Genomic DNA, 22,618 nt, shown 5'->3' on the forward strand with positions numbered 1-22,618 from the left:
CGTCGGCGGTGTCGTGATCACCGCCCTGATCGCCATCATCCCCACGGTCGTAGACCGCTGAATCAGTCCCCGCACTCGAGCCGGGCGCGCTTCCACCCAAACCCCCACGCCCCGGTAGCCGGCCCAGGCGCCACCAGCCACCGAGCGCTCGAGTGCGGCCGCCCCACCCGAAGAACCTCGGGGGGTTCATCGGCCGTGGAGCATTAGTAGTACACCGGCGCCGCGATCAACCACGCCCAGCGTGGTCCGCGGCGCCGGCTGCGCGACAACAGAGCCAGCGCGCGAGATGCCGGACAACCAGCTGCTGCGGCAGAGCGGGTGCGCGACAGCTCACGAGCAGCTGCTGGCGCGCAGCGCCAGCGCTAGCTCGCTCTCCATCTCTCGGGCTGCGTACTACTTCGCACTACCAGAAACGCCGACGCCGGCCGTCCCCGTAGGGGGCGGCCGGCGTCGGTGGTTCTGTTTATTGCTTGGGGCAACAGAAGTATGAGGGATATAAGGGGTTCTGCTACCTCAGGTGGAGCACAAGACGGGCCCGGAGACCGATGGGCAGAACAAGTTTCCGAAGGATTCTTGAGGTATGGAAATTCTTCAGATACTCGGGTCAGCAGCGATCGTGCTCGGCATCTTGCTCACGGTCCTGATCGCCATCGTTCCCACGGTCGTGGACAGATAGGAGTCAGCTGACGGACAGGTGACCGAGCAGGTCCTGCCGGGTGAGCACGCCCACCGGCTTCCCGTCGTCCAGCACCATCAGGGCGTCCCGGCCCTCCAGCAGTTCGACCGCCTGGGTAACCGATTCGCCGGCACCCAGCGACGGCAGCGCCGCGTCCATGTGCAGCTCGACGATGTCCGCGAGCCGCGCCTTCCCGGAGTACAGGGCGTCCATCAGCGTCCGCTCCGACACCGAACCAGCCACCTCGGCCGCCATGATCGGCGGCTCAGCCCGCACCACCGGCATCTGGGAGACGCCGTACTCACGCAGGATCTCGACCGCCTCGGCGATCGTCTCGTGCGGGTGCGTGTGGACCAGCGGCGGCAGGCTGCCGTCCTTGCGCGCGAGCACCTCGCGCAGCGTCGCCCCCTGCCGCTCGTGCGCCAGGAACCCGTACTGTGCCAGCCACTCGTCGTTGAACACCTTGGTCAGATACCCACGCCCGCCATCCGGCAGCAGCACCACGATGACCGCGTCCGGGTCGTCGAGCTCCTTCGCCAGCCGGATCGCCGCCGCGGCCGCCATCCCAGCGGACCCGCCGACGAGCATCGCCTCTTCGCGCGCCAGCCGCCGCGTCACCGCGAAAGAATCGGCGTCCGACACCTCGATGATCCGGTCGCAGATGTTCCGGTCGTACGTCTCCGGCCAGAAGTCCTCGCCGACACCCTCGACCAGGTACGGCCGGCCGGACCCACCGGAGTACACAGAACCCTCCGGGTCAGCGCCGATGATCTGCACGCGCCCGCCGGAGACCTCCTTCAGGTACTTCCCGGTGCCGCTGATCGTGCCGCCGGTACCGACGCCCGCCACGAAGTGGGTGATCTTGCCCTCGGTCTGCTCCCAGAGCTCAGGACCGGTCGACTCGTAGTGCGAGATCGGGTTGTTCACGTTCGCGTACTGGTTCGGCTTCCAGGCGCCCTCGATCTCGCGGACCAGCCGGTCGGAGACGTTGTAGTAGGAGTCAGGGTGCTCCGGCGCGACCGCGGTCGGGCAGACCACCACCTCGGCGCCGTACGCCTTGAGCACGTTGCGCTTGTCCTCGCTGACCTTGTCCGGGCAGACGAAGACGCACTTGTAGCCCTTGGCCTGGGCAACCATCGCCAGCCCGACGCCGGTGTTGCCCGAGGTCGGCTCGACGATCGTGCCGCCCGGCTTGAGCTCGCCGGAGGCCTCGGCCGCCTCGATCATCCGGACGGCGATCCGGTCCTTCACGGACCCGCCCGGGTTGAAGTACTCGACCTTCGCGAGCACCAACGGCCGAGCACCGTCGGTGGTCTTCGAAAGCCGCACGAGCGGCGTGTTACCGACCAGGTCCAGGAGAGATTCTGAGTAGCGCACGATCTCACTGTACGAGACGTGCGTGGCGTTCCCCTATTTCACTTGCGTGGGCGTCACAGCGTGTAATCCTGGTCGTATGACAAAAGCCCGGGCTGCCAAGAAACTGGCCCAGGCCGCAGCCTTCGGGGGCGGGGGACTCGGACTGATCGGTGCGACGCTGTACGGCGTACTGACCGCGGAAGCGCGGTACGCCAAGCGCGTCATCGGTCCGATGAAGGCGCACCCGGCCAAGGGCGACGGCCTGTACGGTCGGTACCCAGGTCGTCCGATCACGCTCGCGATGATCGGCGACTCCAGTGCAGCCGGATACGGTACTTCCTCGCCCGACGAGACTCCCGGCGTACTGCTCGCCTGCGGTCTCGCCGAGCTGGCGAAGCGTCCGGTCCGGCTCGTCGACGTGTCGCGAACGGGGGCCAAGTCCGTCGACCTGGCCGGCCAGGTCGACAACGCCCTGCTCGCCGGCCCGCACGTGGCCGCGATCCTGATCGGCGTCAACGACGTGAAGGCTCAGGTGCCGCCGTCAACCTCGGTCCGGCTGCTCGACTCCGCCGTACGCCGGCTGCGCGCCGCCAACTGCGAGGTCGTCGTGGGTACCTGCCCGGACCTCGGCGTCGTCCGGCCGATCATGCCGCCGTTGCGCCAGGTCGCCCGCTCGTGGAGTCAACGCCTCGCCGCCGCGCAGACCATCTGCGTGGTCGAGGCCGGTGGCCGCACGGTGTCGATGGGCTCCTTGCTGAGCGAGGCCTTCCGGACCAATCCGTCGATGTGGGGCCCGGACAACTTCCACCCCTCCGTCACCGGGTACGCCGCTGCGTCGGCCGCGTTGCTGCCGTCGGTGGCCGCCGCGATGGGGATCGGCCCCGAGTCGTACATCTATCCGGAGCCGTTCCGGGGCGAGGCGGTGCTGCCGATCGCGGAGGCCGCGGTACAGGCTGCCCGGACCGCTGGTACCGAGGTCGCGGCCACTGAGGTGGCCGGCCACGAACGCGGCCCGCGCGGTCGCTGGGCCGAACTCCGGCACCGCCGCCGCCATCCCAAGGTCGAGGTCGAGCGGGTCGAAGTGGCCGCCGATGGGACCGCGGACGCCGTACCCGTTGGGAAATAGAGCGTCCGCTGAGCGTTGACTTTCATGAAGAAGGGCTTGCACGCAACGTCTTCCTGATGCACAGTCGAATGACTACGCGATACCCCGGATGAAACGGGAGGCGAAGATGGGCTTGAACCACTCCGAGGAGACGCACCAACGTCTGGTGGAGAAGGTGCCCAGGTGCACTGGACGTGAGATGGCCGAGTGGTTCAGGTTGATGAACGACGGACCGTCGTTCCTGCGCTTCGACGACAGGGTGAGATGGCTTTCCAGCGAGTACGCCCTCGCACACGGGCACGCCACAGCCATCGTCCATGAGTACGACCTCGCCAAAGCGCACAGGCGAATGGGCTGACGAGCCGAACAGGAGACTGAATTTAGCCGAAGACCTGCCCTTTCAGGTGGAGGGGCAGGTCTTCGTTGCCTTCAGCGACTGTTTGCTTCAAACAACGCAGAAGTCGTTGCCTTCGGGGTCGGCCATCCAGAAGTGATCCAGTACGCCGTTCTGCGCGACCTCATGGACCACGGTCGCACCGGCGTCGACCAGTTGCGCGACCTTCTGTCTGATCGCCGTTTCGCGAGCATCTGAAGGGATGTCGCGGCCGCCGCTGACCTGGAGATCCAGGTGCAGCCGGTTCTTCGCAGTACGGGCCTCAGGCACCTTCAGGAACGAGATGGACGGCAGTACGCCGTCCGGGTCGGACAGGCTCGCACCGTCGTTCCACTCGTCCTCGGGCACGCCCTGGTCGACCAGCCAGCTCTCCCAGGTGTCCCATCCCCGGGGCGGATCGGCTTCGACGTACCCGAGAGCTGTGATCCAGAACCGCGCGACCAGAGCCGGGTCGCCGCAGTCGATCGTCATCGTCCAGCGAGTTGTCATCTGCCCACACTCGCAGGGTCCGCCGACAGTTTCCGTGGGCATGACGAAGGCCCGGCTCCTCCACCTGAAGGAACCGGGCCTCGCTGTCTGTCGAGCTATTCGCTAGTTGCCGCGGAGAATCGCGAGGATCCGCAGCAGGTTGATGTACAGCCAGACCAGCGTGACGGTCAGGCCGAACGCGGCCCGCCAGGCCTCTTGCTGCGGGGCTCCGGCGCGGACACCCTGCTCGACCATGTCGAAGTCGAGGATCAGGTTGAACACCGCCAGGCCGACGCCCAGTACGGCGAACAGCAGGCCCATCGCGCCGAACCCGCCGATACCGGTGTGGAAGCCGAACAGGCTGGCCACGAAGTTGATCAGCAGCACACCGGCGAAGGCCATCGTGCCGATGACGACCATCTTGGTGAAGCGCGGCGTCACCTTGATCGCGAAGTACTTGTACGTCGCCAGCGTCAGCGCGAACGTCACCATGGTCGCCAGGACGGCTTGCACGATGACATCGGAGCTACCGACGTAGCCGGCGATGAACTTGCTGAAGATCCCGAGGAACGCGCCCTCGACCGCGGCGTAGGCGAGCACCAGCGCCGGGTTGATCCGGCGCGAGAACGACAGCACCATCGCGAGCGCGAAGCCGAGCAGCGCCGACGCGATGAACACCGGTGATACCAGCCGGTCCGGAATCACGTTCCAGGCCACTGCGGCACCGGCGATGACGACACCCAGCGTGATGCTGGTCTTGACGATGACGTCGTCCAACGTCATCGGACGGCTGTTGGCGGGGGCTCCTTGGTACTGCTGTCCCGGCACTCCGGGCCCGCCGTATTGGCCCGGCTGACCGTACGGAGCGGCACCGGGATAAGCCTGGCCTTGGCCAGGCGCAAACGCACTCGACCGGTTCAGGACCGGGTTACTGCTCTGCATGTCATCCTCCTGATAACCCACTGTGGGTCGTAACGAGATACTACGGGCCCACCCTTAACAACGCCTGAGGATCATCCAGGTGTTCCCCAAGCGATATCGCCTCCTCCTGAACAGGTTGCACAACCCAACCGTTCACGCGGTAACAGGCTTCTCCCCCAGCATCCGCAGCCGCTCAGCCGCCAACGGCGGCGCTCCGAGCAGCACCCACCGGATCCGGGCACGGAACTGCACCGGCCGGTTGGCCGCGTGCAGCTTCAGCCAAGCCACCACGCGCTCCCTTCCGACCACCTCGACGAACGCCGCGTCCGCCCGCCGGCTCATCCAGCGGCACCAGAGGAAGTTCATCAGCACCTGGACAGGCACCATGACCACATAAGCGCAGGCCAATGCCAGCAGCAGGGCCAGCCAGTGGTTCTCGACGAACTGGCCGGCGAGCAGGATAGCGAGGAGTCCCACGACACCACTGAGGGCCGTCATCGCCACCTTGAGCCGCCGACGCCCGCGCGCCGGTCCGAGCCTCGCCTGCACGAGCCCCTGCACGATGACCAGTTCCTGCTCTTCCTCCGTAGAGAACTCGTTCACATGGTCGTGCACCGTGAGGGTGGCGACCCCCTGGCTGTTCTCCTGCAGCCGGATGCAGTCCTCGCCGACCACGCCTTCGACCCAGTTGATCGTCGGCATCGGGTAGCCGATGCGTCCGGCCCACTCCCCCACGCGGAGGAACATCTCTTGCTCATTCACCCGCGCATGATGGCGTACGGCGGCCAGTCGGGGCTAGTGGGTTGGGCTGGGCGTACCGGCGTACCGGCGTACCGGGCCGAGCGCGGTACGGCGTCGTACTTGTATGGGCAAGTACGACGCCGGGACCGGTGGCCACCCAGGATGTGGTTCTCCCGCAGGCCAGTTCAGGGGTTACGCAGAGTGCTCTCCTGCGAGGCGAGGGCCGCACCGACCTGGTCGGCCAGGGCGACGGCGACCAGGCGCTGCTCGAGGTCGGGGCGGGAGATCCGGCTCGCCGCGGTCAGCAGGAACCGCCCGCGGACGACGCCGGCGTGCTGGACGACCAGCTCGATCTCGGCATCGGTCGGCAGCCCGTCCCGCTCCACCTTGATCACGCGGTCGCGCCGGGAGACGGAGCCGTCCGGGTTCAGCTGCGGCGAATGCTCACGCTTGCCCCCGGCAAGGAACCGGCAGCCGTCGATCCGCAGTACGGCGGTCAGCTCCGTCCGTACCTGGTCGATCACCTCGGCCGTCGACCCACCCGCCGCGATCGCCTGCGAAGTGGTCATCACACCCGCCAGGTAGCCGGTCTGCTGGCTCGCCCGAGCTTGTTGCCGCCGGCCCCAGATCGCGATCTCGGTGACCGCCGCGCCGATCACCACGAGCAGGATCGTCGTCTCGATGTCGTCCTGGTTCTCGATCGTCAGCCGGTTGTAAGGCACCGTCAGGAAGAAGTCGAACCAGACCGCACTCGACACCGCCGCCACCACCCCGGCCGGCCGCACCCCGAAGGAGGCCACCGCCACGATCACCAGCACGAGCAGCAACGCCGCATTGGCATTGTCAAAACTGTCCCTGAACGGCGAAACCGCCGCACAAATGGCCAAAGGCGCCAACACCGCACCCGTCAACACCGGATTCCGGTAACTCTCCACACCCCATTGATACGCCCCACCCCCCAACATTCCAACGCTTCTCACCAGACTCTGACAAAGTCACGGCCCAGATCACAGCTGCACCTGCCGTCTCCTAGTCTGAGCCGATGACGTCCGACCAGGTGCAACCCGTGGAGCGCTCGCGCCCGCTGCAGGCTGCGGGTGAGCGCGCGACGCTGAACAGCTTGCTCGACTTTCTGCGCGGCACCGTGGTGAACAAGGTCGCCGGCCTCACCGACGAGCAGGCCTTCAGCCATTCCGTCCCCGCCTCGGCCCTCACCCCGGCCGGCCTGGTGAAGCACCTCGCGGGCACCGAACGCTTCTGGTTCGCCATCGACTTCGCCGCCCAGGACATCGAATGGCCCTGGCCCGACGACAACCCCCACGGCAACTTCGTACTCTCCCCCGACGACACCCTCCCCGCCCTGGTCGCCGACTACCAGGCGGAGTGCGCCCGCTCCCGCGCAGTAGTAGCCGCCGCCTCCCTGGACGACATGGCCCAGGGCGAAGGCATGAATTTCAATCTCCGCTTCGCCCTGACCCACCTGATCGAAGAAACCGCCCGCCACCTGGGCCACCTAGACCTCCTCCGCGAGTCCATCGACGGCTCCACCGGCCAGTAAGGGTCCCGCATGAGCCTTCTGCTGGGTTGGGGCCACCGAATCAGACGCTGGCCGAAGTTCAGAGACTCGGAGACGGCCTGGGTGGACAATCGACCCAGCGACATCAAGGTCGTCACCACCAACAGGCTCGAGGAGCTGATGGCCTTGGCCGCCCGGAGGCCGGGGGTGAGTTCCGGCCGCCCCGCGTGGCTGGAGGAGCACCGGAGCCAACTCGGCGCCCACTACATCGTGGCCGCCGGACCGCAGCCTCCCGAGCACTACCTCTGCTTCGTCACCAGCGAACTCGCCGGTGAACCAACCGGGTACTACCGCCTCGACATCCCCCAGCGCACCTTTCACGCGCTACCGGACATCTCCCCGGACCTGCTACTGACATTCGCTCACCGCAACCTGACCGCGCTAGGGCCGATCCCGCCGGACCCCGGCACACTGCAAGCCGACGACGACTTCCTGCGAGGCCTAGATGACCACTGATCAGCAGCCAACCGACCGCATTGAGCTCGAGGGGATGGTGGATGCGTTCTTCTCAGCCTTCACCTCCGGCGACGGGGTGGCCAAGCGCCTCGACGTACTGCGGAAGCTGCTCATCCCCCAAGCCGTGATCGTCCGAACCTGCGGCGGGGAGCCGGCCGTCTACGGGGTCGAGGACTTCATCGCGCCGCGGCAAGCGCTGCTCGAGGGCGGCACGCTGGTCGACTTCCACGAATGGGCACTTGGCGGAAGTACAGAGATCTGGGGCGACATCGCCCATTGGTGGGGCAGCTACGCCAAGGAAGGCGTGCAGGACGGCGTCCCCTTCACAGGCCGCGGCCGGAAGACGATCCAATTCATCCGTACCACCGAAGGCTGGCGAATCTCCGCCGCAGCCTGGGACGACGAACGCCCCGGCCTCACCATCGACTAGTCGAACGGCCCCCGCGTCCCACTCACCTCATGCTTGAACACCTGGCCATCCAGCATCTCGAAGTGCTCCCGCACCTCCGGATCCACATACGCCCTGCCCGCCACGATCACCTTCACACTCCACTCCTTCCGTCACCAGTACGACGTACAGCCCGACCCGAACCGGACAGACCCCGTTGAAGCTGTCCCGCTCGACAGGAGGTACTCGCGTTTCCTGCCGACGCCCCCGCTCACCACCGGGTCAACACGCCGCCGAATCGGCAGTACCTCCTGTCGAGCGGGACAGAAACCGGCCACAGCTGATGGAGTTGTTCAGCTCAACACCAGCCAACAGACCGCCTGGCCGCCTTCACCCGAGTCCTAGTCGCCAGCGAACCGGAGTGTGCTCCCCGAGGTACCTCGGCACGTCAAAGCCATCGCACGAAGCCGCAGAAGCCCTCTGCGCTGAAGACCAGGCATGGCAGAAACAACTAGCCGATCGATCTCCAGGAGCAGTCCGCCCATATCGGTCGGCGAGAAGCTCGCATCCTCGAACGGGCCTACCTGACTGAGCAGCGGGTACCCAGCGACATCGACCGGCATCAACTCATCGAAGTCGCCAGCGGCATCAAAAGTGCCACCCGCTGGATCCGGCAGCCGGATCACGGTGCCATCGGAACCAACAAGCTCAGCGCGAATACCCACAAGAACATCATGCCCGGCTGTCGCCAGGCTCTATGTCCGAACCGCGAGTTGTTGCCGCCAGAACGGCTCTGCCTGCGACTCTACGAATCGCAGGACTTCAGCAGCGACCGCTTCGTAGGTCGCCTGGGGCTGCAGCTGATCCGCGCCCGGCTCGTAGTTTCGCGGCCCGAAGACGAACCAGTGATCGCCCTCAGGGAAGTCCGCACTTCCAAGGCGCGGCCGGGGCGCGAGGATGTCCTGGGCCGTCACCTTCTGGGGAGGCTTGTGCTTACCCCACGCGGAGGTGAAACCATCAGGCCCACACTCAGCAACCTCCACGACAAAGCTTCCACCGGACGAAAAGAACTGAAAGCTCACCAAGCAGATTTGAGCCTCGGAACGGCGCCGCAGGTGCGGCAAGGATCCGGTGAAACCCTTAGGACGCAGGTGCTGCGTAACCGCGTCCTTCAACGCACCATTCATCGCCTCACGCGGAGTCGTCACAGTCTCCCCCATCAATCGCTGGCCGGCGGCGAGGCGGGGAAAGCCTTCCAGTGCCCTTCGGAGATGACCTCAACGACGCCGTCGGTCACCTTGATGGCGGTATCGTCATCGATCGCGTACGCCGGACCTGCGATGTCAGCGGCCCACATTTCCGCGTCGGCCATGGTGTTCCCCGGCATGAGCTCGTGATCCAGGTGCGGGTAGATCGAGAAATCGACCACCCCGAGCCCGCGATCATCCGGCGCAGAAGGCCAGCGGACAAACCCCTCACCGATCCGCGGCGTCATCACCATGCTGCCAGCACTGAGCCCCACCCAAACCATCTCGGACAACGACGAGACGACGTCGGCCAGCCCCGACTCCCGCATCCAGTGGCACAGATACGTCGCCTCACCACCGTCCACCAGCAACACATCAGCCTCCCGCACCCACGGCACCCACCGCTCCTCCCCAATGCTGGGCAGCGCAGTGAGCTCCAGGACCCCCACGGACGCCCACCCCAAGCTGGTCATAAGAAACGGAGGCTCGCCCGCGACGGCGCCCCTTACCGAGGCAGGCCCCAACATCGGATGCCCCCACATCGCCGTGGGAATGCAGAGCGCATGAGCCTCAGAGATCGGCTTACCCAACAGCTCAACCAGCGCATCCCGAATACTCTCGTTCGTAATACCACCAGACGTAAGAAGAAGCTTCACAACACCTCCCAAGCCGAGTACGACGGATTCGTGAACCAAAGGCGCCGCGAACCAATCATCGCCTGACCTCGATGGGCGGAACGCGTTCGGGCCCTGAAGGTGCCTGTCTTGAAGACGTAGAGGACCTGTCAGCTGAGTTCGGGATGCATCTCATAAGGAGTCTTTCTCTACGATCGGCAACGGACCAACCTCTTCCGAACCGGCGCCTTTCACCGGATGTTCAGCCGAGGAATCAAATGTGAGTGTGACCCAACCCGTGCCGTCATCCTGGGGGTACCCGACCCACAACTTGATCTCCCGTGGATCACCACCGAACTCCTCAGGGGCCGCGCCACCAGCCAGCCGAGTGATCTCTGAGGCCCAGTTGCTCTCCGAAATCTCGTGAGCCATCGATACGATCTCGTACTCCGGGCCACTGAGATGCCCAACCCGAAGGAGGCCGTGATCCAAGAGGACCGCCTCAGTATCTCTACGGCCTTTCGACCCGCTCCTGTCCAAGTTGCGACGCGGATCGAAGTGAACGCCTCCCTTGCGATTTGCGATGTACTTGATGACAGCGGCACGGGTGATCTTCTTCAGCGTCCCGTCAGGCACTTTCACGGCCATCGAGGTTGAGTTCATCCACGCATCGATACTGAACTGCCTACGATTGCTGGTCATCGGCAAGGGATGTGCGGCCTGATAGGCATCTGCCGATCCGTATGGCGCCCAGGTAGCTGCGGGTATCACCGCATGGATCAGACCGGCGTGGTTCGCATATTCCGCCGAGCCGGCTCCCCCTGCCCAGGCAAGTCGAACTTGATCTGGAGGCCAGACCGACAGCGTCTGGTCGATGTCTCCAGATATGACCGTCCACTGGGGTCCCCCCGAGGGATTCATGAGCCGCCACAGATGCTTGAGCTGACCTTCCGTCAACAAGCGGCGAAGAACTGAGGCAGCCAAACGCACTTCCGTGTGGCTTGGCAGGTCTTGCCGAGTGATCGAATTGAGGTACTCGAGGTCGCCTCCCACCACCACCAGGAGTTCGACATCCGGCCCAGTTAGCTTGAACGGGATGGTCAATTCGTCATGGTCGTCCGACATCACGGCTCCCTGCCGGACTCAATGAAGATGTGCGCACAGGAAGTTCTCATGCCCCGTATCAGAGGGGGCGGCACCAGTTCAGTCAACCCCTCAAGGGTGTGCTAGAACAGTGGGCGTGGAGCTTCTTCATCAGGGCAAGGTTCGGGATGTTTACAGCGATCGGCCGGGGGAGGTCATCCTCGTTGCGACTGATCGGGTGTCGGTCTACGACGTGGTGTTGCCTACGCCGATCCCTGACAAGGGCAAGCTGCTGACGAGTCTCTCGTTGTGGTGGTTCGAGCAGCTCAAGGACGTGATGCCGAACCACGTGATCTCGGCTACCGATGTGCCGGCTGAGTTCGAGGGTCGGGCTGTGCGGGTGCAGCAGGTCGACATCATTCAGGTTGAGTGCATCGCTCGTGGATACCTTGCTGGGCTTGGGTGGGAGGCCTATCAGGAGAGCGGGAAAATCTCCGGCGTGTCGATTCCTCCGGGGCTGCGAGAGGGCGACAAGCTGCCTCAGCCGGTGTTCACGCCGACTACGAAGACGGCGCCTGAGGATGGGCATGACGAGCCGATGACCTTTGAGGAGGTCTCGGAGGCTGTTGGGCCGGAGCTGGCGAAGACGCTTGAGGCTAAGACGCTTGAGCTGTTTACCCGGGCTACCGAGATCACGGCCGGCCGCGGAGTGCACCTGGCTGACACCAAGTTTGAGTTCGGGCTGGCGAAGGACGGGACGCTTGTCCTCGCAGATGAGGTTCTGACTTCGGACTCGTCGCGGTACTGGCGGGACGAGGACTGGAAGCCTGGGCAGCGGCAGGTGTCGTACGACAAGCAGTACGTACGGGACTGGGCGCGAGACTTGGGGACCTGGGACAAGACTCCCCCGGGCCCGGAGATTCCCGGCGAGGTTGTCGACGAGACTCGGGCTCGCTACGTGGCGATGTACGAGCGCATCACCGGGCTGAAGTGGGACTGACCATGGCGACATGGGAAGAGATCCAGGAGGCCCGCTTGAGCGAGGTATTGGAACTGCAGAAGGTCCATCACCGACTGCTGGCCGCTAAGGATCAGGGTGTCGAGCCGGAACCGGCGGATGTTGAGGTCGCCAGGTCCGTTGCGGCCACAGGGTTGAGCATCGACCGGGTCAACGCGCGGGACGATTACTAGACCTTCGCGCGCAATTCTGCCTATGCTAGCGGTGTTCTAGAACACCGATTGAAGAGTTTGAGGTCTCGTCATGCCCCCGAAGTTGGTGCGTCCCGCGCCGCCGTACCTGCAGATTGCTGACGCGATCCGTACCCGGATCTCCAACGGTGAACTGCAGGCCGGCGATCGCGTGCCGTCCGTACGAGCGTTGATGCGTGACTACGGCGTGGCGATCGCGACGGCGCAGCGGGCATTGACCAGCTTGCGGGCCGAGGGGTACATCCGGCCCGAACGTGGCGTCGGGAGCATCGTCACGACCGAGGATGAACGCGGCCGGGCAGCAAACGACCGCGTCGACAAGTCCCGGCGTACCGGCAAGGTCTATCCGACCGGCCAGTACGCCAAGATCACCCACGCCGCCCTCGACGAGGCCAGCGAACAAGTCGCCGACGCGCTTGGACTCAAGATCGGCGACGCGGTGATTCGACGCGTACGAGTCACCTATCGCGCCGACAACAAGCCGATCTCCGCCTCGACTTCCTACTTCAAAGGCGAACTGGCCGAGCTCGCCCCGCTGTTGCTGAGCACCGAGCGAATCCGCGAAGGAACATTCGCGTACGTCGCCACCACACTCAAACGCGCCATCGACGCCTGGCAGGACCAATTCGAGCCGGCCGCAGCGACCGCTGACCAGGCAGGCGAACTCGGCCTCGACGAAGGCGACCTCATCCTCGTCGGGCGCAACTGGATCTACGACGACGCCGGGGACGTCCTCGAGTACGGCGAAAGCATCACCTACGGCCGCGTCACCTACCGCGGCCGCCTCGGCGACTGACCTCAACTCCCGTACCACCGACAGCCGATCGCAATGGGCTTGTGCATCTCGATTCGAGTGTTCTAGTCTCTGAACTAGAACACTCGAATCTTTGGAGTACGCGATGAGCGACGCGGATCGCACGAAACCTCTTGTTCACGGCTACGTCCGACAGCACCTACTGATGACCGAAGACGAACTGGTCGGCGTCAAGGAACGACCCGCCTGCTACGCCACCACAGAGGGCTTCGCGATGGGAACGGTCTTCGTGGAACAGCGGGAGTCCACACCCGCTGCCTTTGAAGCGCTGATCCAAGCAATCCATCAGAGCCAAGCCACGGCCGTCGTACTACCGAGCATGCTGCACTTCGCCGTCCTCGGCGCTCCGCTCGCCGTCAAGCTCACCTTCGAGCGCGCAACCGGCGCCCAGGTGTTCGTCGCCACTCCCCTCGACGCGACTCCATAAGCCGGCGGGTGGACGTACCGGCCCCTGCAGCCTGCGCCCACCCGCCGCTCCACCTCGACCTGTTTGCCTATAGCAACCAACCCAGATGAGGCACCGATGTCCGACATCCAAAGACTCAAAGCCCAGCTCTACCAACTCATGACTGAAGCCCAGCAAGGCGCCGGAAGCCTCGGCGGTTTCCGGCAGAAGTTCGGCCAGACCGGCGCACAAGTCCAATCCCTCATCGCCGGCTCAGCCACCGGCGCCGACCGCGACATCTCCCAACTCCTCGACGCCGCCGGACGTTCCCTCGAACAAGCCGTTGAATCCCTCCAGATCGCCGCCCAGGGCTGCCGAAGCTATGCCGACCAGATCTAGTCGCCAGAGGCACCGCGATGCCCTCCGAACTCCAGCGAGTGGCTCAGGCGCTCCTTGCCACTCTCGACGAGACGCCTCGCGTTGCGGAGTACCTACGGCGAATGGCTCACCGATGCCGGGAGAACGCCAGCCAGGTCGGCCACATGTCCAACCACCCGGCAGCCCGGCTGGCCGCGGCACAACTGGACGAGGCCGCCCGACGCTGCGAGGACGCAGCTCAGTACCTAGCCGAGGTACGGCCAAAAGCGCGCGGCTGGGCCGAGCAGATGATCAATGGCGGCGGGCAAGGCAATGACCGAGCCACGGAGGGGAAGCCGTCAGGATCTGTCGCGAAGGCAGGCGACGACTCGAGCTCGGAAGGCAGGCGCTCGCAGCCCACGATCAGCGACCAAGAGGCGCAGGATCTGTTTCGGAGATTGCCGGTACGCGTTGAGCGTCGAGGCCACAGAGAGAAGACGAGCGGCTTCTGGCGAGATCCTGATGGCAATGAGCAGCCCTTACTCAGCGGCATCGATGGGCATCGAGAAATGGCTGACCGTCTGGCGTCGGACAAGAAGCTGGGTGACCCGCCACATACTTTGGCGATCACCTCGCATGTTGAGGTCAAGTTCGCGCTGATGATGCGTGAGCGCGAACTCACGGACGAGACGATTGTGATCAACAAGAGGCCATGCGACGGTGACCTCGGGTGTGACCAGATGTTGAGTCGGTTTCTCCCGGCGGGCGGTAGTTTGACCGTCTACGGACCAGCTGGATTCAAGCGGACCTATCGCGGCACGGAACAGGATGGATGACGACATGACGGCGACTGTGCGGGCCTTCTACAAGAATGGCGCAGGCCCGACCCTGCTGACTTCGGCCGCCGATGTTGATGCTCTGGTCGACGCTGTCCTGGCTGAGCCGTTCGAGAACTCGGTTGTCGCGCTTTACAGCGAGGCGCGCCCGCTGCTGGAGTCCGGCGTACGCGATCACGAACTGCGGATCGGCATCGATGCCGAGGCGAAGGTGGGTGGCATTCGGTACGCCGGTGACGACGGGGCCACGCGAGGCGTTTGGTACGTGCCGGGAAAGCACAGCGAGCGGGAGGAAACGTTCTTCTACTACCAAGGCCATGACGAGGGCTGGCCCCAGGATTCCGAGGTGTCGATCGAGGAGGTCCGGCGCGCAATCGGCGAGTTCGTCGAGACCGGCGGGAACCGACCAGCTTCGTTTGAATGGGCAGAGTGGCCGAGAGACATCGCCTGACGGGTGACGCTCTGTCGGCCGCGCCGCAGGGTCGGTTGGTTTAAGCGTTGTGCCCGGGACGGGATTCGAACCCGTATGCCTTTCGGCTGCGAGGTTTAAGCTCGCTGCGTCTGCCGTTCCGCCACCCGGGCCTGCGACCAAAGGAGCACCCTACAAGTAGATCCTGGTCACGGACACAGGGTAAGCGGGTCAGAGTCGGTTGGTATGTGCGGACATCCTGTTGACACATGCTGAGCCGGCAGGAGACGGCGGTTCGTGGATTTGACCTTCTGTCAGGGCAGACGGTCGGGACGGCATGGTTGGCCGACGCCTTAACGCTCAGCCCGTGGGGAGGGTGGGCGGGGAATCTTCAGCAGCCTGACCCACACTCCAACTCCGCCAAGGGCGGGTGGGCGGGGAAGCCACAGCCACCCCACCCCACACTCCAACTCCGCCAAGGGCGGGTGGGCGGGGAAGCCACAGCCACCCCACCCCACACTCCAACCCCGCCTTGGGGCGGGTGGGCGGGGACACCACACCCGCCTTATCCCACACCCCAACCCCGGCTGGGGCTGGGCGGGCGGGGAAACCACAGCCACCGCACCCCTCACCCCAACCCCGCCAAGGGTGGGCGGGCGGGGAAGCCACAGCCGCCTGAACCCATACACCGGCCGCGCCTTGGGTGGGTGAGGTTGGCGAGTTGATTGGCTGTTCGGAGTACGGGGTTGTTACAGGTAGACCTTGCGGGGGTAGATGGCGTGGGCGCCGGCTACTCGGTCTAGGAAGAGGGCTCCGGAGCAGTGGTCTATTTCGTGTTGGAGGGCTCGGGCTTCGAAGGCGTCTGTGGTGATGGTCAGTTCGTCTGTGGTGCCGGGGAGGACGCCGGTGATGGTGAGGCGGGTGGCTCGTTTGACGTCGCCGGTCAGGTCGGGGACTGACATGCAGCCTTCACGGGCCTTTTCCTGGCGGGTGGCTTCGACGATGACGGCGTTGCAGAGGACGAAGACGCCGTGGCAGGTGCGGGTTTTGGGGTGGCCGGTGACGTCCAGGGCGAACATCTGGGCTGCTACGCCGACCTGAGGGGCGGCGAGCCCCACACAGCCGGGTGAGACGCGCATGGTGGCTACCAGGTCGGCGGCGAGGGCCACCATCACCGGGTCGAGCGGGTCGACAGCGGCGCCTTCGGTGGCTAGTACGGGATGCGGCGCACGGACTACTTCCAGTACGTCGCCGGTCAGGCCGAGTTGAGCGGGGCTCCAGCTGGCGACGGTCTGGTTGAGGTGGGCGGTCACCGGGGAGCTCACAGATCGTCGCTTTCGGCCGGGCGCAGTGTGACTCCGACTCCGAGTTCCTCGGCGGTGATCTCCAGGGCGCGCTGCAGCATGCTCAGCTCAGCCCCGGCCGGCAGCTCCACCTCGGCGGTCAGCACGTACAAAGCACCGCTCAGCCGTGTGGTCTGGTCGGTGATCGTGCCGCCGACGCTCGCGATCATCCGGGTCACGGCGGACACGATGCCGGGACGGTCGGCGCCGTGGACGCTCAGGATGTACGGCGAGCCGATCGGCGCGTGGGCCTTCTCCGGGCCCATCTCACGGACAGTGATGACGAGTTCGCCGCGCAACGGCTCGAGCGCCTCGCGGACCTCGGCGAAGCCGCCCGAGCAGACGATCATCATCGCGAAATGCCCGCGCAGGAGCGTCATCGTGGAGTCTTCGAGGTTGACGCCGGTCTGGGCGAGCGCCTCGGTGACGTCGGCGATGATGCCCGGGCGGTCCGGGCCGATGACGGTGACTGCGAGCTGACTCATGGGCGGAAACTTACCTGGACCAAAGTCTTTACCCGGTCAAACTTCGGTATCCGGACGGTCCAGAAGGCAGCCACCCACCGTCAAAGCTCGTTAGATTCGACCCATGGCGGGTTCAGATGGTCCACGACGCAGCGCCCGGGACTGGGTGGTCGACAGTCTGAGCTTCGTCCTCGCGATCCTGATCAGCCTGCTCTCGTACGACAGCGGCCGGAAAGACCCGATCCCTGGGTGGCTGCACGACGTCGACTTCATCGTCGGTATGGCGTTGTGCCTGACGCTGTGGTTCCGGCGGCGCTGGCCGGTCCAGCTCGCGGTCGTCGCGGCCGCGATCTCAGCCTTCTCGGATGCCGCCGCCGGCCCGACCCTGATGATCATCCTCACGGTGGCGATCTACCGGCCGTTCCGGACGACGCTGGTGATCTTCGGCGTCAACACGGTCAGCCTGGCCATCTACATCGCGGTCCGAGACAAGCCCGAGTCCATCCAGGAAACCGCTCTCTGGGGGATCCTGATCTACTGTGCCCTGGCCGGCTGGGGCCTGTACCTCCGTTCCCGCCGCCAACTCCTCCAGACCCTCCGCGACCGGGCCGACCGCGCCGAGGCCATGGCCCTCCTCCAGGCTGAGCGCGGCCAGCTCAGAGCCCGTGAGGAGATCGCCCGCGAGATGCACGACGTCCTCGGCCACCGCCTCTCCCTGCTCAGCGTCCACGCCGGAGCGCTTGCCTACCGCCCGGATGCCAGCACGCAAGAAGTCGCCAGCGCGGCCGAGATCATCCGGGCCAGCGCGCATCAGGCGCTCCAGGACCTGAGAGAGGTGATCGGCGTACTACGAGCGCCGGTCGGCGAGCTCCCCCAACCGAGCTTCGCGGACCTGCCCGCCCTGGTCGAGGACTCCCGCAAGGCCGGCCTCCCCGTCGACCTCGAGCTCGATGCCCCCGGCAACCTCCCCGAGCACGTCGGCCGAACGGCGTACCGGATCGTCCAGGAGGGCCTCACCAACGCGCTCAAGCACGCCCCGGGCGAACCGGTGAAGATCAAGGTGATCGGTGCACCAGGCAACGGCTTGACCGTTGAGCTCCACAACCCCGCCGGCCAAGCACGCAAAGGCGACGGCCAGGGCTTGATCGGCCTGACCGAACGCGCCCAGCTAGTCGACGGCCGGCTCGAACACGGCCGTACCCCCGAAGGCGAATTCCGCCTCGCCGCTTGGCTACCGTGGCCCGCATGACCATTCGGGTATTGATCGTGGACGACGATCCGCTGCTGCGCGCCGGGCTGCAGTTGATGCTCGGCGGTGCGCCGGACATCCGCGTGGTCGGTGAGGCCGGCGACGGCAGCGGCGTACAGAGCCTGATCGACCGGCTCTCCCCCGACGTCGTGCTGATGGACATCCGGATGCCCGGCATGGACGGTCTGACCGCGACCGAGGCCGTCCGGAAGCGCCCGGGCGCCCCCGAGGTCGTCATCCTGACCACCTTCGACGCCGACGAGCACGTACTCCGCGCGCTCCGCGCGGGCGCCGCCGGGTTCATCCTCAAGGACACCCCGCCGGCCGAGATCGTCGAGTCCGTACGCCGCGTCGCCGGCGGCCAGCCGGTCCTCTCGCCAGGCGTCACGAAGAGGCTGATCACCCGCGTCGCCGCCTCCGGCCAGGACCAGCGCAAGAGCAAGGCGGCCGAGCGCCTCAAGGACCTCAACGACCGCGAACGCGATATCGCCGTCGCGGTCGGCGAGGGCAAGTCGAACGCCGAGATCAGCGCGAGCCTCTACCTCAGCATCCCGACTGTGAAGACCCACGTCTCCCGCATCCTCACCAAACTCGACCTGAACAACCGCGTCCAGATCGCCCTCCTCGTCCACGACGCCGGCTTCCTCGACGACACCCGCTGATCACCGATCCTTCACCCGATGGCATAGCCGCACCGACCTCACCGGCACTAGCCTCTAGGGGTTTCATCCGCCCTTGGAAGGTTTCAAATGCGCCTGCTCGTCGGTGGTCTCGCCCTGGCTCTCTTACTCCCCGCCCTGCCAGCCCAGGCGGTCGCGGACCAAGTCGTCACAGACCCGGCCGCCTACGTCGATCCGCTGGTCGGGTCCGCGCGAGACGGCACAACCTGGCCGGGAGCAGTCCGCCCATTCGGGATGATCTCGTGGAGCCCGACGAGCACCCGCGGCGACCAGACCAGCACCGGCGCGGCGAACGGCTACCAGTACGACGTGAGGCGGGTGCGCGGCTTCTCCCTCACCCACGTGAGCGGCGCCGGCTGCAATCCCGGCGCGGCCGGCGACATCCCGATCATGCCGTACGTCGGTACCGTCGACACCTCGCCGACCGCCGACACCACGGACGCGAAGTACGCCAGCAACTTCAGCCACACCGACGAAATCGCCAAGCCCGGCCGGTACACGGTCAAGCTGGCGAACGGCGTGAAGTCCGACCTGGCCGTCACCACCCGCGCCGGCGTCGGCGACTTCACCTTCCCGGCCGACGGCCAGCCGAATCTGCTGTTCCGTACGTCGAACTCGCTCAACGGCAGCCAGGACGCCGAGATCACCATCGACGCGGCCAACCGCAAGGTGACCGGCTCGGTCCTGACCGGCGCCTTCTGCGGACGGCGGGCGAACGGTGGTACGAACAACCGGAAGACCTACTACCGCCTGTACTTCACCGCCTCCTTCGACCAGCCGGTCGTTGCCACCGGCACCTGGAAGGACGGCACGATCACCCCGGGCGGCACCCAGACCACCGGCGGCGAAGGCTACGCGACCGGTGCCGACCGGGCTGGCAAGGGCTCGGGCGGCTTCGTCAGCTTCAACCCTGGCGCCAAGGTGAAGATGCGGATCGGCATCTCCTACGTGAGCGCGCAGGGCGCCGAGCAGAACCTCGCCGCCGAGCTCCGTCCGGACGCGACCGTCAACCGGATCGCCAACGACGGCTACAAAACCTGGAAGAACGAGCTGCAGAACGTCCGGATCACCGGCGGCAGCGAGGCTCAGCGCAGCACCTTCTACACCGCCCTGTACCACGTACTCCTGCAGCCGAACGTCTTCAACGATGTCGACGGCAAGTATCTCGGCAGCGACCAGCAGATCCACGAGCTGGCGCCTGGGCAGAAGGCTCAATACGGGACCTTCTCGGGCTGGGACCAGTACCGCGCACACATCCAGCTGCTCGCGTTGCTCAAGCCGGAGATCGCGGGCGACTTCGCGCAGTCGATGTACCAATTTGCCCAACAGAACAAGGGGATCTGGGACCGCTGGCTCCACAACAACGGCCCCACGCACGTCATGACCGGCGACCCGGCCGCGCCGACGCTGGCGACCTTCGCGGCGATGGGCGTCACGAATTTCGATGCCGAGGGCGCCTATGACTCATTGGTGCACCAGGCAACTGTTCAGAACCCGGATGCCGAGAACGACGGCGGTTGCCCCGGGCAATGCACTGGGCAACGACCTGCACTGAACACCTACCTGGCCAAGCACTACGCACCACAGGACGCCTGTCACTGCTGGGGTGGCGCCGCCGAGACGCTGGAGAACTCGCTCGCCGACTTCTCCCTTGCTCAGTGGGGATCCCGGCTCGGCAAACCAACCGCTGACCTCCAAGACCGCGGCTCCTGGTGGAAGAACACCTACGACCCCAGCGTCGGATATCAGCGAGCACGCAAGGCGGATGGGACCTGGCAGCCGGGCTTCACGCCGTCCACCGATGTGGGATTCGCGCAGGGTTCCAGCGCGACGTACACGTGGATGGTTCCGCAGGACGTGTCGGGGCTCGGGACGCTGATGGGCGATACCGCAGTACAGAGGCTGGACGGCTTCTTCCATGACGCTGCGGGCAACTGGGCGGTCAAGGGCGGTAGCGCACTCCGCTACGACCCGACGAACGAGCCCGGCCTGCACACGCCCTGGCTCTACAACGGGCTCGGCGTTGCCTGGAAGACGCAGGCGACGACGCGCGAGATCGTGGACACCGTCTACGGCACCGGCCCGTCGGGACTGCCGGGTAACGACGACCTGGGGACGCTCTCGGCCTGGTACGTCTTCGCCGCGATCGGCCTCTTCCCGCAGACGCCTGGCCGGGCCGAGTTGCTCGTCGGCAGCCCGCTGTTCCCGAAGGTCGAGCTCAAGCGCAGCAACGGCGTACGGCTGACCATCGAGGCGCCGGCAACGTCAGACGCCAACCAGTACGTCGAGGCGCTGGACCTCAACGGAAAGCCGCGGACCGAGTCGTGGCTGCCCGAGTCGTTCATCACCAACGGCGGCCGGATCAATGTACAGATGGGAGCGACGCCCACAAGCTGGGGCACCGCTCCCATCGATCACCACTGAGGATCAGCTGTCAGTCGCCCGGCGGAACTCGTCGTTGGGCGTCTGCAGGCTGCCGAGGCTGGTGACCTCGCGCCGGAAGAACAGCGCGAGGGTCCAGTCCAGGATGACCCGGGCCTTGCGATTGAAGGTGGGGACGCGGGACACGTGGTACGTCCGGTGCAGGAACCAGGCCGGCCAGCCCTTGACCTTCACGCCGTACAGCTGGGCGACGCCCTTGTGCAGTCCGAGGCTGGCCACCGAGCCGACGTACTTGTGCTTGTAGTCCTGCGGCGGCTGACCGTCGACGACGCGGAGGATGTTCGCGGCGAGGCGGTTGGCCTGCCGGACCGCGTGCTGGGCGTTCGGCGCGCAGTACGCACCGGTCTCGGAGGTCAGATCCGGTACTGCGGCATTGTCGCCGGCGGACCAAGCGTCGCTGACCCCTTCGATCCGGAGGTTGGCCAGGCACTTGACCCGGCCGCGCTCGTCGAGCGGGAAGCCGGTCTGGGCGAGCGCCGGGTTGGCCTTCACGCCGGCCGTCCAGACGATCGTGTCGGCGTCGAACTCCTCGCCGTCGCTCAGTACGACATGGCCCTTCTCACAGGACTCCAGCCGGGTCTCGAGCTTGATGTCCATGTTGCGCTTGCGGAGCTGCTCGACGGTGTACTGGCCGAGCTCCGGGCCGACCTCGGGCAGGATCCGGTTGGTGGCCTCGACCAGGACCCAGCGCATGTCGTCGGGCGTGATGTTGTCGTAGTACCGGGTGGCGTAGCGGGCCATGTCCTCGAGCTCGGCGAACGCCTCGATCCCGGCGTACCCGCCGCCGACGAAGACGAAGGTGAGCGCGGACTTGCGCAGCGCCGGGTCGGGCTGGGACGACGCGACGTCGAGCCGGTCGAGCACCTTGTTGCGCAGGGCGATCGCCTCTTCGACGTTCTTGAACCCGGTGGCCTCCTCGGCCAGCCCCGGGATCGGCAGCGTCCGGGCGATCGAGCCGATCGCGATCACGATCTGGTCGTAGGCGAGCTCGTAGTCGGGGCCCTCCTCGGGCATCACCTGGGCGACCTTGCGCTCGTGGTCGACGCCGACCACGCGGCCGGTGACCACCCGGCAGCCCTTCAGCGTCTTGCGCAGCGGCACCACCACGTGCCGCGGCTCCACCGAGCCGGCCGCCGCCTCGGGCAGGAACGGCTGGTACGTCATCACCGAGCGGGGGTCGACCACGGTGACCCGGATCTTGCCCCGGCGGGCGGCCTTGCGCAGGCCGTACGCGGTGTACATCCCGACGTAACCGCCTCCGACGACGAGGATGTGCGGTACCTGGGCTGCCATTGCCTTCACTCTCCCTGAGTGCTGTTCCAACTTCATGTCCACTTCAGGATAGCGGGCTCGTGAAAACTTTCACAAGCCATCTTCCGGGTGATCTCAACCACCGGAAGTCCCC

26 protein-coding genes and 1 tRNA gene are annotated in these 22,618 nt (G+C 65.9%); 15 read left to right on the plus strand and 12 right to left on the minus strand.

The genetic code is table 11. The features are described 5' to 3' along the window. Positions 1-679: 679 nt before the first annotated feature. Entirely contained in the window at positions 680-2,053 is a 1,374-nt protein-coding gene (locus OHA70_RS03250) for a cystathionine beta-synthase (RefSeq protein ID WP_328328332.1), read from the minus strand. 76 nt (positions 2,054-2,129) lie between these two features. Here OHA70_RS03250 and OHA70_RS03255 point away from each other — a divergent pair, with 76 nt between their 5' ends. Together OHA70_RS03255 and OHA70_RS03260 are read left to right on the plus strand one after the other, a co-directional pair. Then, entirely contained in the window at positions 2,130-3,158 is a 1,029-nt protein-coding gene (locus tag OHA70_RS03255; RefSeq protein ID WP_328328334.1) for an SGNH/GDSL hydrolase family protein, read from the plus strand. An 88-nt stretch (positions 3,159-3,246) separates the two neighbouring features. Next, positions 3,247-3,495 (plus strand): DUF4287 domain-containing protein, encoded by a 249-nt coding sequence (locus tag OHA70_RS03260; protein ID WP_328328336.1) that lies wholly within the window; start codon positions 3,247-3,249, stop codon positions 3,493-3,495. 87 nt (positions 3,496-3,582) lie between these two features. Here the strand turns inward: OHA70_RS03260 and OHA70_RS03265 are convergent, their stop codons facing one another. From OHA70_RS03265 to OHA70_RS03280, 4 genes are all read right to left on the minus strand, one after another. Further along, positions 3,583-4,020, minus strand: a complete 438-nt coding sequence (locus OHA70_RS03265; RefSeq protein ID WP_328328338.1) for a VOC family protein — start codon at positions 4,018-4,020, stop codon at positions 3,583-3,585. Positions 4,021-4,122: 102 nt separating this feature from the next. After that, positions 4,123-4,941: a Bax inhibitor-1/YccA family protein gene (locus OHA70_RS03270; RefSeq protein ID WP_328328340.1), complete on the minus strand. Its 819-nt coding sequence runs from the start codon at positions 4,939-4,941 to the stop codon at positions 4,123-4,125. A 132-nt stretch (positions 4,942-5,073) separates the two neighbouring features. Further along, positions 5,074-5,682: a hypothetical protein gene (locus OHA70_RS03275; RefSeq protein ID WP_328328342.1), complete on the minus strand. Its 609-nt coding sequence runs from the start codon at positions 5,680-5,682 to the stop codon at positions 5,074-5,076. 164 nt (positions 5,683-5,846) lie between these two features. After that, the gene (locus OHA70_RS03280; protein ID WP_328328344.1) at positions 5,847-6,596 is read right to left on the minus strand and encodes a DUF4118 domain-containing protein; all 750 of its coding nucleotides are present in this window, start codon (positions 6,594-6,596) and stop codon (positions 5,847-5,849) included. Between the two features lie 107 nt (positions 6,597-6,703). Between OHA70_RS03280 and OHA70_RS03285 the strand changes: the two genes are divergently transcribed. The 3 genes from OHA70_RS03285 (at position 6,704) to OHA70_RS03295 (ending at position 8,123) form a co-directional block, all read left to right on the plus strand. Next, the gene (locus OHA70_RS03285; protein WP_328328346.1) at positions 6,704-7,219 is read left to right on the plus strand and encodes a DinB family protein; all 516 of its coding nucleotides are present in this window, start codon (positions 6,704-6,706) and stop codon (positions 7,217-7,219) included. Between the two features lie 81 nt (positions 7,220-7,300). Continuing rightward, positions 7,301-7,693, plus strand: coding sequence for a hypothetical protein (locus tag OHA70_RS03290; RefSeq protein ID WP_328328348.1), 393 nt, complete (start codon positions 7,301-7,303; stop codon positions 7,691-7,693). Continuing rightward, complete coding sequence (locus OHA70_RS03295) at positions 7,683-8,123, plus strand: DUF4440 domain-containing protein (protein WP_328328350.1); 441 nt, start codon at positions 7,683-7,685, stop codon at positions 8,121-8,123. Before OHA70_RS03290 ends, OHA70_RS03295 begins: the two co-directional genes overlap by 11 nt. 713 nt (positions 8,124-8,836) lie before the next feature. Here OHA70_RS03295 and OHA70_RS39755 read toward each other — a convergent pair. From OHA70_RS39755 to OHA70_RS03305, 3 genes are all read right to left on the minus strand, one after another. Beyond that, complete coding sequence (locus OHA70_RS39755; protein ID WP_442913867.1) at positions 8,837-9,301, minus strand: DUF4304 domain-containing protein; 465 nt, start codon at positions 9,299-9,301, stop codon at positions 8,837-8,839. Continuing rightward, positions 9,301-9,984: a Type 1 glutamine amidotransferase-like domain-containing protein gene (locus OHA70_RS03300; RefSeq protein WP_328328352.1), complete on the minus strand. Its 684-nt coding sequence runs from the start codon at positions 9,982-9,984 to the stop codon at positions 9,301-9,303. Before OHA70_RS03300 ends, OHA70_RS39755 begins: the two co-directional genes overlap by 1 nt. Before the next feature lie 150 nt (positions 9,985-10,134). Further along, positions 10,135-11,067, minus strand: coding sequence for a hypothetical protein (locus OHA70_RS03305; RefSeq protein ID WP_328328354.1), 933 nt, complete (start codon positions 11,065-11,067; stop codon positions 10,135-10,137). Positions 11,068-11,182: 115 nt separating this feature from the next. Between OHA70_RS03305 and OHA70_RS03310 the strand changes: the two genes are divergently transcribed. The 7 genes from OHA70_RS03310 (at position 11,183) to OHA70_RS03340 (ending at position 15,077) form a co-directional block, all read left to right on the plus strand. Further along, positions 11,183-12,025 carry a phosphoribosylaminoimidazolesuccinocarboxamide synthase gene (locus tag OHA70_RS03310; RefSeq protein ID WP_328328356.1) on the plus strand — a complete coding sequence of 281 codons (843 nt, stop codon included), beginning with the start codon at positions 11,183-11,185 and terminating at the stop codon, positions 12,023-12,025. A gap of 2 nt (positions 12,026-12,027) precedes the next feature. Further along, positions 12,028-12,216: a hypothetical protein gene (locus OHA70_RS03315; RefSeq protein ID WP_328328358.1), complete on the plus strand. Its 189-nt coding sequence runs from the start codon at positions 12,028-12,030 to the stop codon at positions 12,214-12,216. Between the two features lie 70 nt (positions 12,217-12,286). Next, on the plus strand, positions 12,287-13,030 hold the full coding sequence (locus OHA70_RS03320; RefSeq protein WP_328328360.1) for a GntR family transcriptional regulator: 744 nt from the start codon (positions 12,287-12,289) through the stop codon (positions 13,028-13,030). A 163-nt stretch (positions 13,031-13,193) separates the two neighbouring features. Beyond that, positions 13,194-13,475, plus strand: a complete 282-nt coding sequence (locus tag OHA70_RS03325) for a hypothetical protein (RefSeq protein WP_328328362.1) — start codon at positions 13,194-13,196, stop codon at positions 13,473-13,475. Between the two features lie 96 nt (positions 13,476-13,571). After that, entirely contained in the window at positions 13,572-13,832 is a 261-nt protein-coding gene (locus tag OHA70_RS03330) for a hypothetical protein (protein WP_328328364.1), read from the plus strand. Positions 13,833-13,975: 143 nt separating this feature from the next. Further along, positions 13,976-14,626, plus strand: coding sequence for a DddA-like double-stranded DNA deaminase toxin (locus OHA70_RS03335; protein WP_328328366.1), 651 nt, complete (start codon positions 13,976-13,978; stop codon positions 14,624-14,626). Positions 14,627-14,630: 4 nt separating this feature from the next. Beyond that, on the plus strand, positions 14,631-15,077 hold the full coding sequence (locus tag OHA70_RS03340; protein ID WP_328328368.1) for an Imm1 family immunity protein: 447 nt from the start codon (positions 14,631-14,633) through the stop codon (positions 15,075-15,077). 50 nt (positions 15,078-15,127) lie between these two features. Here OHA70_RS03340 and OHA70_RS03345 read toward each other — a convergent pair. The 3 genes from OHA70_RS03345 to OHA70_RS03355 all read right to left on the minus strand — a co-directional run bounded on the left by OHA70_RS03345 (position 15,128) and on the right by OHA70_RS03355 (position 16,863). Then, positions 15,128-15,208 (minus strand) — tRNA-Leu (locus OHA70_RS03345). Between the two features lie 576 nt (positions 15,209-15,784). After that, positions 15,785-16,360 carry a peptide deformylase gene (locus OHA70_RS03350; protein ID WP_328328370.1) on the minus strand — a complete coding sequence of 192 codons (576 nt, stop codon included), beginning with the start codon at positions 16,358-16,360 and terminating at the stop codon, positions 15,785-15,787. Then, positions 16,357-16,863: a glycine cleavage system protein R gene (locus OHA70_RS03355; protein ID WP_328328371.1), complete on the minus strand. Its 507-nt coding sequence runs from the start codon at positions 16,861-16,863 to the stop codon at positions 16,357-16,359. Before OHA70_RS03355 ends, OHA70_RS03350 begins: the two co-directional genes overlap by 4 nt. 103 nt (positions 16,864-16,966) lie before the next feature. Between OHA70_RS03355 and OHA70_RS03360 the strand changes: the two genes are divergently transcribed. The 3 genes from OHA70_RS03360 to OHA70_RS03370 all read left to right on the plus strand — a co-directional run bounded on the left by OHA70_RS03360 (position 16,967) and on the right by OHA70_RS03370 (position 21,195). Next, positions 16,967-18,091, plus strand: coding sequence for a sensor histidine kinase (locus tag OHA70_RS03360; protein WP_328328373.1), 1,125 nt, complete (start codon positions 16,967-16,969; stop codon positions 18,089-18,091). Continuing rightward, a complete protein-coding gene (locus tag OHA70_RS03365) occupies positions 18,088-18,753 on the plus strand; it encodes a response regulator transcription factor (protein WP_328328375.1) in 666 nt (221 codons plus the stop codon). The genes OHA70_RS03360 and OHA70_RS03365 overlap by 4 nt, the downstream gene beginning before the upstream one ends. 87 nt (positions 18,754-18,840) lie before the next feature. After that, positions 18,841-21,195, plus strand: a complete 2,355-nt coding sequence (locus OHA70_RS03370) for a GH92 family glycosyl hydrolase (RefSeq protein ID WP_328328377.1) — start codon at positions 18,841-18,843, stop codon at positions 21,193-21,195. A 3-nt stretch (positions 21,196-21,198) separates the two neighbouring features. Here OHA70_RS03370 and OHA70_RS03375 read toward each other — a convergent pair whose 3' ends face one another. Beyond that, positions 21,199-22,506, minus strand: a complete 1,308-nt coding sequence (locus OHA70_RS03375; protein ID WP_328328379.1) for an NAD(P)/FAD-dependent oxidoreductase — start codon at positions 22,504-22,506, stop codon at positions 21,199-21,201. Positions 22,507-22,618: the final 112 nt, after the last annotated feature.

It is taken from the genome of Kribbella sp. NBC_00382 (assembly GCF_036067295.1).
In the GTDB taxonomy this organism is placed as follows: domain Bacteria; phylum Actinomycetota; class Actinomycetes; order Propionibacteriales; family Kribbellaceae; genus Kribbella.

Coding starts and splice junctions, on each gene's coding strand:
- OHA70_RS03370 (WP_328328377.1), top strand. CDS start 18,841: ATGCGCCTGCTCGTCGGTGGTCTCGCCCTGGCTCTCTTACTCCCCGCC.
- OHA70_RS03295 (WP_328328350.1), top strand. CDS start 7,683: ATGACCACTGATCAGCAGCCAACCGACCGCATTGAGCTCGAGGGGATG.
- OHA70_RS03360 (WP_328328373.1), top strand. CDS start 16,967: ATGGCGGGTTCAGATGGTCCACGACGCAGCGCCCGGGACTGGGTGGTC.
- OHA70_RS03355 (WP_328328371.1), bottom strand. CDS start 16,863: ATGAGTCAGCTCGCAGTCACCGTCATCGGCCCGGACCGCCCGGGCATC.
- OHA70_RS03315 (WP_328328358.1), top strand. CDS start 12,028: ATGGCGACATGGGAAGAGATCCAGGAGGCCCGCTTGAGCGAGGTATTG.
- OHA70_RS03330 (WP_328328364.1), top strand. CDS start 13,572: ATGTCCGACATCCAAAGACTCAAAGCCCAGCTCTACCAACTCATGACT.
- OHA70_RS03320 (WP_328328360.1), top strand. CDS start 12,287: ATGCCCCCGAAGTTGGTGCGTCCCGCGCCGCCGTACCTGCAGATTGCT.
- OHA70_RS03260 (WP_328328336.1), top strand. CDS start 3,247: ATGAAACGGGAGGCGAAGATGGGCTTGAACCACTCCGAGGAGACGCAC.
- OHA70_RS03335 (WP_328328366.1), top strand. CDS start 13,976: ATGTCCAACCACCCGGCAGCCCGGCTGGCCGCGGCACAACTGGACGAG.
- OHA70_RS03255 (WP_328328334.1), top strand. CDS start 2,130: ATGACAAAAGCCCGGGCTGCCAAGAAACTGGCCCAGGCCGCAGCCTTC.
- OHA70_RS03375 (WP_328328379.1), bottom strand. CDS start 22,506: ATGGCAGCCCAGGTACCGCACATCCTCGTCGTCGGAGGCGGTTACGTC.
- OHA70_RS03365 (WP_328328375.1), top strand. CDS start 18,088: ATGACCATTCGGGTATTGATCGTGGACGACGATCCGCTGCTGCGCGCC.
- OHA70_RS03270 (WP_328328340.1), bottom strand. CDS start 4,941: ATGCAGAGCAGTAACCCGGTCCTGAACCGGTCGAGTGCGTTTGCGCCT.
- OHA70_RS03305 (WP_328328354.1), bottom strand. CDS start 11,067: ATGTCGGACGACCATGACGAATTGACCATCCCGTTCAAGCTAACTGGG.
- OHA70_RS03285 (WP_328328346.1), top strand. CDS start 6,704: ATGACGTCCGACCAGGTGCAACCCGTGGAGCGCTCGCGCCCGCTGCAG.
- OHA70_RS39755 (WP_442913867.1), bottom strand. CDS start 9,301: ATGGGGGAGACTGTGACGACTCCGCGTGAGGCGATGAATGGTGCGTTG.
- OHA70_RS03325 (WP_328328362.1), top strand. CDS start 13,194: ATGACCGAAGACGAACTGGTCGGCGTCAAGGAACGACCCGCCTGCTAC.
- OHA70_RS03340 (WP_328328368.1), top strand. CDS start 14,631: ATGACGGCGACTGTGCGGGCCTTCTACAAGAATGGCGCAGGCCCGACC.
- OHA70_RS03265 (WP_328328338.1), bottom strand. CDS start 4,020: ATGACAACTCGCTGGACGATGACGATCGACTGCGGCGACCCGGCTCTG.